The sequence below is a fragment of the Streptomyces sp. NPDC006512 genome (assembly GCF_040611935.1).
In the GTDB taxonomy this organism is placed as follows: Bacteria; Actinomycetota; Actinomycetes; order Streptomycetales; family Streptomycetaceae; genus Streptomyces.
This window is the reverse complement of record NZ_JBEXPG010000114.1, coordinates 1-10,642: the sequence shown is the minus strand read 5'-3', so window position 1 is coordinate 10,642 and position 10,642 is coordinate 1. Positions and strand designations below refer to the sequence as shown.

At 73.2% G+C, this 10,642-nt stretch carries 12 protein-coding genes; 4 read left to right on the top strand and 8 right to left on the bottom strand.

Going from position 1 to position 10,642, the window contains the following annotated elements; genetic code table 11:
* From ABZZ17_RS39370 to ABZZ17_RS39340, 7 genes are all read right to left on the bottom strand, one after another.
* The coding region (locus tag ABZZ17_RS39370) for a phosphoadenosine phosphosulfate reductase family protein (protein WP_356884091.1) at nt 1-233 on the bottom strand (233 nt) is incomplete at its 3' end.
* Nucleotides 230-409, bottom strand: a complete 180-nt coding sequence (locus tag ABZZ17_RS39365; RefSeq protein WP_356884089.1) for a hypothetical protein — start codon at nt 407-409, stop codon at nt 230-232. The genes ABZZ17_RS39370 and ABZZ17_RS39365, both read right to left, overlap by 4 nt.
* Nucleotides 406-2,112, bottom strand: coding sequence for a nitrite/sulfite reductase (locus ABZZ17_RS39360; protein ID WP_356884087.1), 1,707 nt, complete (start codon nt 2,110-2,112; stop codon nt 406-408). Before ABZZ17_RS39360 ends, ABZZ17_RS39365 begins: the two co-directional genes overlap by 4 nt.
* A 215-nt stretch (nt 2,113-2,327) precedes the next feature.
* A complete protein-coding gene (locus ABZZ17_RS39355; RefSeq protein ID WP_309550570.1) occupies nt 2,328-2,411 on the bottom strand; it encodes a putative leader peptide in 84 nt (27 codons plus the stop codon).
* 285 nt (nt 2,412-2,696) lie between these two features.
* On the bottom strand, nt 2,697-3,263 hold the full coding sequence (locus tag ABZZ17_RS39350; RefSeq protein WP_356884085.1) for a GNAT family N-acetyltransferase: 567 nt from the start codon (nt 3,261-3,263) through the stop codon (nt 2,697-2,699).
* A gap of 5 nt (nt 3,264-3,268) precedes the next feature.
* Nucleotides 3,269-4,561, bottom strand: coding sequence for a GAF domain-containing protein (locus ABZZ17_RS39345; protein WP_356884093.1), 1,293 nt, complete (start codon nt 4,559-4,561; stop codon nt 3,269-3,271).
* A gap of 372 nt (nt 4,562-4,933) precedes the next feature.
* Complete coding sequence (locus ABZZ17_RS39340; RefSeq protein ID WP_356884083.1) at nt 4,934-6,577, bottom strand: acyl-CoA dehydrogenase family protein; 1,644 nt, start codon at nt 6,575-6,577, stop codon at nt 4,934-4,936.
* A gap of 17 nt (nt 6,578-6,594) precedes the next feature.
* Between ABZZ17_RS39340 and ABZZ17_RS39335 the strand changes: the two genes are divergently transcribed.
* Both ABZZ17_RS39335 and ABZZ17_RS39330 read left to right on the top strand, forming a co-directional pair.
* Nucleotides 6,595-7,710 (top strand): YihY/virulence factor BrkB family protein, encoded by a 1,116-nt coding sequence (locus ABZZ17_RS39335; protein ID WP_356884081.1) that lies wholly within the window; start codon nt 6,595-6,597, stop codon nt 7,708-7,710.
* 42 nt (nt 7,711-7,752) lie between these two features.
* Complete coding sequence (locus tag ABZZ17_RS39330; RefSeq protein ID WP_356884079.1) at nt 7,753-8,481, top strand: helix-turn-helix domain-containing protein; 729 nt, start codon at nt 7,753-7,755, stop codon at nt 8,479-8,481.
* Here ABZZ17_RS39330 and ABZZ17_RS39325 read toward each other — a convergent pair.
* The gene (locus ABZZ17_RS39325) at nt 8,412-8,813 is read right to left on the bottom strand and encodes a VOC family protein (RefSeq protein WP_356884077.1); all 402 of its coding nucleotides are present in this window, start codon (nt 8,811-8,813) and stop codon (nt 8,412-8,414) included. The genes ABZZ17_RS39330 and ABZZ17_RS39325 overlap by 70 nt on opposite strands.
* A 34-nt stretch (nt 8,814-8,847) precedes the next feature.
* Between ABZZ17_RS39325 and ABZZ17_RS39320 the strand changes: the two genes are divergently transcribed.
* Entirely contained in the window at nt 8,848-9,069 is a 222-nt protein-coding gene (locus tag ABZZ17_RS39320) for a hypothetical protein (protein ID WP_356884075.1), read from the top strand.
* 63 nt (nt 9,070-9,132) lie between these two features.
* Nucleotides 9,133-10,242 carry a ribosome small subunit-dependent GTPase A gene (gene rsgA / locus ABZZ17_RS39315; protein WP_356884073.1) on the top strand — a complete coding sequence of 370 codons (1,110 nt, stop codon included), beginning with the start codon at nt 9,133-9,135 and terminating at the stop codon, nt 10,240-10,242.
* Nucleotides 10,243-10,642: the final 400 nt, after the last annotated feature.

Sequence of the window (10,642 nt, the reverse complement as noted above, 5' to 3'; positions counted from 1 at the left end):
ATGGTCTCCTCGAAGTGGTAACCCGTGTCGAGGAACACCACGTCCACACCGGGGCGGACCCGGGAGGCCAGGTGGGCGACGACCGCGTCCTCCATGGAGGAGGTGACGGCGAACTTCTCGCCGAAGGTGTCGGCCGCCCAGCGCAGGATCTCCAGGGCGGAGGCGTCCTCCAGGTCCCGGCCCGCCTGCTCGGCCAGTTCCTTGAGCCCGCGCGTCTCCTGAGCCGTCGTCATATCTCGTCCCCTCCAGCGGTGTTGGCCTGAACGCCCCGGGCCAGCAGCCCGAGGTACTTCAGCTGGAAGGCCCGGTTGCAGGCCCTGCATTCCCAGGCGCCGTGACCGGTTTCGTTGGGGAACAGGTCCTCGTCGCCGCAGTACGGGCAGTAGAACGGTGCGGCGCGCTCGCTCATGACAGGGCCTCGTCGTCGGCGCGGGTGACCCAGGCGGCGAAGCGCTCGCCGTCCTCGCGCTGCTCCTGGAAGCGCGTGACGACCCGCTCGACGTAGTCGGGCAGACCGGCCGAGGTGACCTTGAGGCCGCGGACCTTGCGGCCGAAGCCGGCCTCCAGGCCGAGGGCGCCGCCCAGGTGGACCTGGTAGCCCTCCACCTGGTTGCCGTCCTCGTCCAGGACCAGCTGGCCCTTGAGACCGATGTCCGCCACCTGGATGCGGGCGCAGGCGTTCGGGCAGCCGTTGATGTTGATCGTGATCGGCTCGGCGAAGTCCGGCAGGCGGCGCTCCAGTTCGTCGATCAGGGAGGCGCCGCGCGCCTTCGTCTCGACGATGGCCAGCTTGCAGAACTCGATGCCGGTGCACGCCATGGTGCCGCGCCGGAACGGGGACGGCTTGACGCGCAGGTCGAGCGCCTCCAGGGCGGAGACCACCGAGTCGACGCGGTCGGCCTCGATGTCGAGGACGACCATCTTCTGCTCGGCGGTGGTGCGCAGCCGGCCGGAGCCGTGCTGCTCGGCGACGTCCGCGATCTTGGTCAGGGTGGCGCCGTCCACGCGGCCCACGCGGGGCGCGAAGCCGACGTAGAAGCGGCCGTCGTTCTGCTGGTGGACGCCGACGTGGTCGCGCCACTGGCCGGAGGGCTGCTCGGGGGCGGGGCCGTCCGTCAGCCGGCGCTTCAGGTACTCGTCCTGCAGGACCTGGCGGAACTTGGCCGGGCCCCAGTCGGCGACGAGGAACTTCAGGCGGGCGCGGTTGCGCAGCCGGCGGTACCCGTAGTCGCGGAAGATCGAGATGACGCCCTCGTAGACGTCCGGGACCTCGTCGAGCGAGACCCAGGTGCCGAGGCGCACGCCGAGCTTGGGGTTGGTGGAGAGGCCGCCGCCGACCCAGACGTCGAAGCCGGGGCCGTGCTCCGGGTGGTTCACGCCGACGAAGGCGATGTCGTTGATCTCGTGCGCCACGTCGAGCAGCGGCGAGCCGGAGATCGCGGACTTGAACTTGCGGGGCAGGTTGGAGAAGTCCTTGTTGCCGACGATGCGGCGGTAGATCTCGTCGATGGCGGGCGTGCCGTCGATGATCTCGTCCTGGGCGATGCCGGCGACGGGCGAACCGAGGATGACGCGGGGCGTGTCACCGCAGGCCTCGGTGGTGGACAGGCCGACGGCCTCCAGGCGGCGCCAGATCTCGGGGACGTCCTCGATCCGGATCCAGTGGTACTGGACGTTCTGGCGGTCGGTGAGGTCCGCGGTGCCGCGGGCGAACTCCTCGGAGATCTCGCCGATGACGCGCAGCTGCTCGGTGGTCAGCCGGCCGCCGTCGATGCGGACGCGCAGCATGAAGTACTTGTCGTCCAGCTCCTCCGGCTCCAGGATCGCGGTCTTGCCGCCGTCGATCCCGGGCTTGCGCTGGGTGTACAGACCCCACCAGCGCATGCGGCCGCGGAGGTCGTTGGGGTCGATCGAGTCGAAGCCGGCCTTGGAGTAGATCGTCTCAATGCGTGTCCGCACGTTGAGACCGTCGTCGTCCTTCTTGAACTGCTCGTTGCCGTTGAGGGGCGTGTGGTGTCCGACGGCCCACTGACCCTCGCCGCGGTGACGGCCGGTCTTGCGGCGCGCTGCGGCTGCGGGGGCGGCTGCGGGCGTTTCGGGGGTGGCGGCCATGGCGGTACGTCCTTCTTCGGCGGCTCAGGGCAAGGGCAGGGGAGGTGGCGGAGCGCCCCTGTCAGACCGGCGTCGCTGAGCAGGTGTGGCCGAAATGCCGCCTTCGGCCGGGTTTGCCGGCAGGCAGGAGCGGTCTTCGGCCTTCAGGGGGCTTACGTGGTCGGCGCGTCCGCTTCAGTGGGGACGGCGTCGACGTGCGGCGGTGGCTGGTTCCGTCAGCTCGCCGGACAGATGGCGCTGGACATGCGGCCGAGGTCGACGTGCCGCCGACTCACCAAGGCAATTCCAGCTCCATTCATGGCGGAAGCGTGTCATGCCCCGATTGGAGGAGTCCACTACTGTCCACGATGCGGACGAAGTCGTCCCGAATGGCGGGACGGGGTGATCGGGGTCACGTCGCCGCGGGCCTTTCCGCTGGTGGCGGCGGCTCGGGCCGATGCGCGCCGACGGAGCGGACGCCCTGGTTCCACGCTACCCGGGGGCGCCCCCGGGCCCCGGCGTGGCCGGATCACGCCGCTCGGCCACGCACGGCGTCGCCGCCCGGGAGCCCGGCCCCGCCCGTGACGGCGCCCGCCCCTGGAGGGCTACGCGCCGGGCCAGGGGCCCGGGGTGGGGGCGTCCTGCTTCTCCTCGGTCTCGGTGCGGAAGACCTTGAACCCGCGCCGCTGGTAGTTGTCCATCGCGGTCGGCCCGTCCTGGCTGCAGGTGTGGACCCAGACCCGGCGCGTGGGCTCCCGGTCGTCCGGCCAGCGGGACGCGAGGTCCCAGGCGCGGGCCGTCCCGAACGTCAGCAGGTGCCCGCCGATGCGGCGGCCCCGGAAGTCCGGGAGGAGCCCGAAGTACATGATCTCCACCACGCCGTCCGGCTGCGGATCGAGCTCGACGTACCCCGCCGGGGTGCCCCGGTCGTACGCGACCCAGGTCTCCACGCCGGGACGCTCCAGCTGCTCCACCCACTGCGCACGGGTCAGCGACAGCCGGTCCGTCCAGTGGATGTCGCCGCCCACCGAGGCGTACAGGAAGCGGCTGAACTCGGGGGAGGGGACCTCCGCCCGCTCGATGCGGATCTCGGGGCCCGGTACGGCCGCCGGGACCAGATCACCGGGCGAGTTCATCTCGAGGGACCAGGTGGTCAGGGTGATGGTGCTCATGCCGTTCAGGGAACCACACCCCCCGGCCGCCGCTCCGGGGTGCCCCAGCCGCCGGCGCCGCCCTGCCGGGCCCGGATCACCGCGGGGGCGGTGGAGTGGGGGAGCAGCTCCCCCGGGTCCCGCGGACGGATCAGCTCCACCTCCACGTCCTCCGCGAAGCGGTACGGCCGGTGCGTGAGCACCCCCGCGAGGTGGCGGCGGACCCGGGAGAGCTCGGCCCGGACCGTCACCGTACGGGTCGGGTCCCCGAAGAGTTCCGCCGCCAGCTCCGCCGCCGAACGGCCGCGCGGGGTCTCCGCCAGCAGGAACAGCAGCTCCGCGTGGCGCGGGCTCAGCTCCTGGGACCAGCTGCCGGCGGCTCCGTACACGGTCGCCGACCAGGAGCGCGGCCGGCTCAGGTCCAGCACCACCCGGCTGACGGGGGCGGCGGCCGCGCGCGGTTCCGCGATCCGCAGCAGCCAGCCGCCGGGCAGCGGCTCGGCCACGCACTCGCCGAGCTGCGGCACCCACAGCCGGCCCGGCCCGAGGGTCTTGGGCAGCGGGATCCGGTCCGCGGGCGCCAGACCGGTCACGGCGGCCGTCCAGCCGTGCGGGTCCACGGCCACCGCCCGGCCGGGCAGCCGGGCCAGCAGCGGGGCGGCCACCGCCCGCAGCCGCTCCAGGGACTCCAGGTGCCGCACCCGCAGCTCGCGTTCGGCGAGGCGGGCGACGGAGCTGACCCAGGCCAGGGTGGCCGGGTGCATCGTGGCCAGCGGCCCGCTGACGTCGACCACGCCCAGCAGCTGCCCGTCGCGGGGGTCGCGTACGGGGGCGCCCGCGCAGGTCCAGTCGTGGTGGCTGGAGACGAAGTGCTCCGCGGAGAAGACCTGGACCGGACGCCGGACCACCAGGGCGGTGCCCACGCCGTTGGTGCCGACGACCGCCTCGGCCCAGTCGGCGCCCACCGCGAAACCGAGCCGGTCCGCCTTGCGCAGGATCGAGGCGTGCCCCTCCCGCCACAGCAGCCGACCGTCCGCGTCGGCGACGACCATGATGTGCAGGACCTCGTCCAGGGAGGGCAGCAGCCCCTCGCGGAGCACCGGCAGGACCTCCCGCAGCGGCGACACGTGCCGCCGCTCCTCCGTCTCGGCGGCCGACAGCATCCGCGAGCGTGCGTCCCGGTCGGGGTGCACCCCGCCGGCCAGCATGCGGCGCCAGGACTCGGCGATCTCCGGCCGCGGGGCGGCCGGCGGGCGTTCCCCGGCCAGCGCGGCCGCCCGTACCCCCTTCAGCAGACGCGTGGCCTCACGCGCGTCCATGGCCGAGATGCGTGCCACGTCGACCGTGCCGCCTGCGGTGTTGGCCACCGGAACCTCCCCGTGCTGAACAGGACGTACTGCGGGAGCCGCCCGCCGGCGCGCACGTGCGCTTCCCCGGGCACGTGCGGCGGGCGCTTTCCGAACCGAAGGGTTGCAACGGTATGCAACTCTCGCCAACCTCCGGTCACCCGACCGAAACTATCGGCACGCCGCCGAGCGGCGTGACAGCTCCTTCCTCGGGGCTTCTCGGATCAGGGGTGGTGCCGAGTCGGCGCGGCGCCACCCCGGGTCCCACCTCTACGGGCCCGGATCCGGTGCTGAGCGGTTCGGGGACCACCGCGGTTTGGGGACCGCAGTGGCCCGAAACTCGCGTCAGCCCGCGATCCGCGCCCGTGCCACCACCGCCGCCAGGTCCAGGCTGTGCGGCAGCGTCCCGAAGGCCGCGCCCCAGTCCCCGCCCAGCCGCGAGGCGCAGAACGCGTCCGCTACCTCCGGCGGAGCCCACCTGACCAGCAGCGATCCCTGGAGCACCAGGGCCATGCGCTCCACGACCCGCCGGGCCCGGGCCTCGATGCCGTCCAGGTCGGCCAGTTCGGTCAGCAGGTTCTTGACCGCGGCGTCCAGCCGGTGGTCGGCGCCCCGGGCCAGCCCGACCTCCTGGAGGAACGCGTTCAGGGCCAGCGGCTCCCGCTGGAGGGCCCGCAGGACGTCCAGGGCCTGTACGTTGCCCGACCCCTCCCAGATCGAGTTGAGGGGGGACTCGCGCAGGAGCCGGGGCAGCCCGGACTCCTCGACGTAGCCGTTGCCGCCCAGACACTCCAGGGCCTCGGCGACCATCGGCGTACACCGCTTGGTCACCCAGTACTTCGCGACGGGCACCGCGAGACGCAGGAAGGCCTTCTCCTGCTCGGTCCCGGCGTCGTACGCCGCCGCCAGCCGCAGGGTGAGGACGGTCGCCGCCTCCGACTCCAGGGCGAGGTCGGCGAGCACGTTGCGCATCAGCGGCTGGCCGATGAGCGGCGCTCCGAAAGCAGAGCGGTGCTCCGCGTGGTGGACGGCCTGGGTCAGCGCCTGCCGCATGAGGGAGGCCGAGCCGATCACGCAGTCCAGCCGGGTCGCCGCGACCATCTCGATGATGGTGCGGACCCCCCGGCCCTCTTCGCCCACCCGCCGCGCCCAGGTACCGTCGAACTCGACCTCGCTCGACGCGTTCGACCGGTTCCCCAGCTTGTCCTTCAGCCGCTGGATCGCGAACGCGTTCCGGCTGCCGTCCGGGAGCACCCGCGGCACCAGGAAGCAGGTCAGCCCGCCCGGAGCCTGTGCCAGCACCAGGAACCCGTCGGACATCGGCGCCGAACAGAACCACTTGTGGCCCGTCAGCAGGTACTCCCCGGACGCGTCGAGCGGCACCGCCGAGGTCGTGTTCGCCCGTACGTCGCTGCCCCCCTGCTTCTCCGTCATCCCCATCCCGAACAGCACCCCGGCCTTCTGCCCGGCCGGCCGCAGGCCCTCCTCGTAGACGTGCGAGGTCAGCCGGGGCTCCCACTCGGCGGCCAGCTCCGGATCGGTCCGCAGCGCCGGGACCGCGGCATGGGTCATCGAGACCGGGCAGCCGTGCCCCGCCTCGGCCTGCGACCACACGAAGAAGCCCGCCGCGCGGCGCAGGTGTCCGGCGGGCCGGCCCCAGGCGTCGGTGAGCCCCGAGGTCACCGCGTGCCCGAGCAGCCGGTGCCAGGCGGGGTGGAACTCCACCTCGTCGATCCGGTTGCCGTACCGGTCGTGCGTCTTCAGCTTCGGCGGACATTCGTTCGCCCTCGTACCCCAATCCTGGGCCTGCGCGGAGCCCGCGGCACGCCCGAGCGCGGTGAGTTCCTCCCGCACCTCGCCGAGGAGTTCCGGTGCGGCGTCCGCGAGGTGCCGCTCCACGCCCTCCGTGAGGGCCCGGTCGCCGAGGTAGACCTCGTAGCCCACCAGGGGCGGGGCCTGGTTGCTGACTGTGTGGGTGGTGGCTGCCATGCGGATACCGTAAGGACGTGCAGCCAGCAAAAGAAACACCCGAGCGGATCCCAGGACGGCTCCATCGGGCCCGCGCCCTCTACCGCAACGTCTCGAAGCGGAAGATGGCCTGGCTGCTGCTCAAAGACACCGTCAACTCGTGCATCGAGTACCGGATCCTCGGACTGGCCGCCGAAGCGGCCTTCTTCACGCTCCTGTCACTGCCCCCGCTCTTCCTCGGACTGCTCGGTCTCCTCGGCTACGTCGACGGCTGGACCGACACCCAGTCCGTGCAGAGCATCGAGGAGAACATCCTGCGCGCGGTCGGCACCGTCCTGTCCGACCGAGGCGTCAACGACATCGCGAAACCCATGCTCGACGACGTCACCAGCCGCGGCCGGCCCGACCTGATCTCGCTCGGATTCGCCTTCGCCCTGTGGTCCGGATCCCGCGCCGTCAACGTCTTCATCGACACCATCACCGTCATGTACGGCCTCGACGGGCACCGCGGCATCGTCAAGACCCGGCTCCTCGCCTTTCTGCTTTACGTCATCGCCCTGCTGATCGGCGCGATCGTGCTGCCGCTGATGGTCGTCGGCCCCGACGCCGTGGTCCGGCTGGTGCCGTGGAGCACCGAGGTGATCGCGGTCCTGTACTGGCCGACGGTCACCCTGCTCTCCATCGCCTTCCTGACCACCCTGTACCACGTCTCCGTTCCCGTGCGGTCCCCGTGGATCGAGGACGTACCGGGCGCGCTGGTCGCCCTCGCCATGTGGGTGCTGGGCTCCTTCCTGCTGCGGATCTACCTGACGAACACCGTGGAGGGGCCCACGATCTACGGGTCGCTCGCCGCGCCCGTCGCGATCCTGCTCTGGATCGGCATCTCCGCCTTCGCCGTCCTCGTGGGCGCGGCCGTGAACGCCGCGATCGACCGCGTCTGGCCCTCGGTGGCCACGGCGGCGGCCCGCGAGGCGAACGAGCGGGTCCGCGAGGCCGAGGCCGCCCAGCTCGTCGCACGGGCCGCCGCCTGGCGGGCACTGGCCGAGGGGGAGTCCGAGGACGACGAGGACGCCGGGATGCCCTCGGAGTTCCCCGAGCGCTGGTCGAAGTTCCTGCCGCCCGAGGACTACACCTCCCGGCTCCGCAAGCACTGAACCCCCGGGCACCGCCGGGCCCCGGCGGCCTACCCTGGCGGTGTGTACGAGGAAGCGCCGTCGCGGGCCGTGCCCGGGGCCGTCGTGTGGCGGGCCCGCGGTACCGGCTCCGTGGTCGTCCCCGACGGCTGCATGGACCTGCTCTGGGCCGGCGGCCGCCTGCTGGTCACCGGGCCCGACACCGGGCCGCACCCCGCCGGAGAGGTTCCCGGTGACGCCTTCGCCGGGCTGCGCCTGCCTCCCGGTACCGCGCCCGCGCTGCTCGGCGTACCGGCGCACGAACTGCGCGACCGGCGCGTGGAGCTGGCCGGGCTGTGGCCCGGCGCCGAAGTACGCCGTCTCACCGAGCGGATCGCCTCGTACGGGGACCCGTGCGCGGGCCTCGAAGAGCTGGCCCGGACCCGGGCCGCCCGGCCGCCCGACCCCCTCGCCGCCGAGGTGACGGCCCGCCTCGGCGCGGGGCAGAGCGTCGCCGGGATCGCCGCGGCGGTCGGCCTCGGGGAACGGCAGCTGCGCCGGCGCTCCCTCGACGCCTTCGGGTACGGCCCCCGCACCCTGGGCCGGGTGCTGCGCTTCCAGCGGGCCCTCGCCCTGGCCCGGCGCGGGCTGCCGCAGGCACAGGTGGCCCACGCCGCCGGCTACGCCGACCAGGCCCACCTCGCGCGGGAGGTCCGCGCGCTGGCCGGAACCACCCTGCGCGCCTACGCGGCCGGGGCGGAGGGCGCGAACAGCGAGACCCCGGAGCCGTCGGGGTCCAGTACCACCGCGTAGCGCTGCCCCCAGAAGGCGTCCCAGGGCTTCAGGTGCCCCTCGTGGCCCGCGCCGGTCAGCTCGGCGTACAGCGCGTCCACCTCGGCCGGGGAGTCGCAGAGGAAGGCGAGCTCCACCCGGCCGCCGCCGGACGGGCGGGTCCAGGAGGGGTCGATGGAGCGGACGGTGTCCTCGGTGTCCCAGGCGATCCGCAGGCCCCCGGGGAGGGCGGCCTCGACGTGGGGCTGCTCCTCGGAGCCGGCCGGAACGTCCAGCCCGAGACGGCGGTAGAAGGCGAGGGAGGCGGCCATGTCGGAGACGACCAGGCCGATCATGTCGAGTCGTGGAGTCATGGCAGCAGGCTAGGCAGCCGCCGCGGCGGCCGTCTTGAACGAAACGGACATCGGCCCGCGCGGTTCCCGGGCCCGTCGTAAAAGAACTGGCGGTGCCGGCGGGGCGCTTGTTACGGTGAACCCGTTCCCGCCCACCGGTGCGGAACCGATCAGCTCGTACACGATCCCGGAGGTGAGTTCATTGATGACTGTCGTCGCGCAGGGCGCTGCCCGCACTCAGAAGACCATCAATGTCACCTCCGTGGTCTCCGGCTGACCTCACACCTCTTCGCGCGCCGACGAGCGCGCGCTGCCGGGGCCACCCTGTGAAGGGTTCCCCTTGACTTCCTCTTCTTTCCCGCAGGCCTCCTCCCTCGCGCACGCCCTCGCCCCCTACGGCTGGGACGACGCCTGGGCCGCCGAATTCGCTCCGTACGCCGCCCAGGGACTCCTCCCCGGCCGGGTCGTCCGGGTCGACCGGGGCCAGTGCGACATCGTCACCGCGGACGGCACCGTCCGCGCCGACACCGCCTTCGTCACCCCGCACGACCCGCTCCGGGTCATCTGCACCGGCGACTGGGCCGCCGTCGAAGCGGCCGGCAACCCGCGCTACGTGAAGGCGTACCTGCCGCGCCGGACCGCCTTCGTACGCTCCACCTCCTCGCAGCGCTCCGAGGGACAGATCCTCGCCGCCAACGTCGACCACGCGATCATCGCGGTGTCGCTCGCCGTCGAACTCGACCTCGGCCGCATCGAGCGGTTCCTCGCGCTCGCCTGGGAATCGGGGGCGCAGCCGCTGGTCGTCCTCACCAAGGCCGACCTCGTCCCGGACCCGGCCGCCCTCGGCTACCTCGTCCAGGACGTGGAGACCACCGCGCCGGGCGTCCAGGTGCTCACCGTCTCCGCGCACACCGGGGAGGGCACGGACGTGCTCGGGGCGATCGTCGCCGACGGTACGAGCGTGCTGCTGGGCATCTCCGGCGCGGGCAAGTCCACCCTGGCGAACGCGCTGCTCGGCACGGACGCGATGGAAGTCCAGGCGACCCGCGACGTCGACGGCAAGGGCCGCCACACCACCACCACCCGCAACCTCCTCGCCCTGCCGGGCGGAGGCGTCCTCATCGACACCCCCGGGCTGCGCGGCGTCGGCCTCTTCGACGCCGAGGCGGGAGTCGGGCAGGTCTTCTCGGAGATCGAGGAGTACGCCTCCGAGTGCCGCTTCCACGACTGCGCGCACGAGGCGGAGCCGGGCTGCGCGGTGCTCGCCGCGCTGGAGTCGGGGGCGCTGCCGGAACGCCGCCTGGAGAGCTACCGCAAGCTGCTCCGCGAGAACCAGCGGATCGTGGCGAAGACCGACGCGCGGCTGCGGTCGGAACTCCGCCGCGACTGGCGCCTGAAATCGGCCGAAGGCCGGGCCAACTACGCGGCGAAGCGGACGGGGCGGGCCTGACCTTGCCCTGGCCGGGCGGGGGTCGGACTGCACGTCTGCCCACGCCGGGCGGGGCTGGGGTCTGACCTTGCCCGGGCCGGGCAGGGGCGGGCGGGGCTCGGTTTGAACGTCTGCCCGCGCCGGGCAGGGCTGGGGTCTGACCCTGCCCGGGCCGGGCGGGGCTCGGGCTGAACGTCTGCCCGTGCCGGGCGGGGTGCGGTGCGGCTGCCGCCCCGGCCCGGGTGGGGGGCTGCGTTTGGGCTGTCGCCTCGACTGGGCGGGGGCTGCGGGTGCGCTGCGGTCTCGGCCTGGGTCGGGCTGCGGGTGGGCCGGGGTCGGGGCCGGGGTGGGGGGTCGTCCGGGGCGGGCATGATTTATGGCGCCTTGTCCGGAGCGTCTTGTCGGGCGGGGCAGGGCGCCA

Coding starts and splice junctions, on each gene's coding strand:
- ABZZ17_RS39360 (WP_356884087.1), bottom strand. CDS start 2,112: ATGGCCGCCACCCCCGAAACGCCCGCAGCCGCCCCCGCAGCCGCAGCG.
- ABZZ17_RS39365 (WP_356884089.1), bottom strand. CDS start 409: ATGAGCGAGCGCGCCGCACCGTTCTACTGCCCGTACTGCGGCGACGAG.
- ABZZ17_RS39340 (WP_356884083.1), bottom strand. CDS start 6,577: ATGGCAGCCACCACCCACACAGTCAGCAACCAGGCCCCGCCCCTGGTG.
- ABZZ17_RS39355 (WP_309550570.1), bottom strand. CDS start 2,411: ATGAATGGAGCTGGAATTGCCTTGGTGAGTCGGCGGCACGTCGACCTC.
- ABZZ17_RS39345 (WP_356884093.1), bottom strand. CDS start 4,561: ATGGACGCGCGTGAGGCCACGCGTCTGCTGAAGGGGGTACGGGCGGCC.
- ABZZ17_RS39325 (WP_356884077.1), bottom strand. CDS start 8,813: ATGACTCCACGACTCGACATGATCGGCCTGGTCGTCTCCGACATGGCC.
- ABZZ17_RS39350 (WP_356884085.1), bottom strand. CDS start 3,263: ATGAGCACCATCACCCTGACCACCTGGTCCCTCGAGATGAACTCGCCC.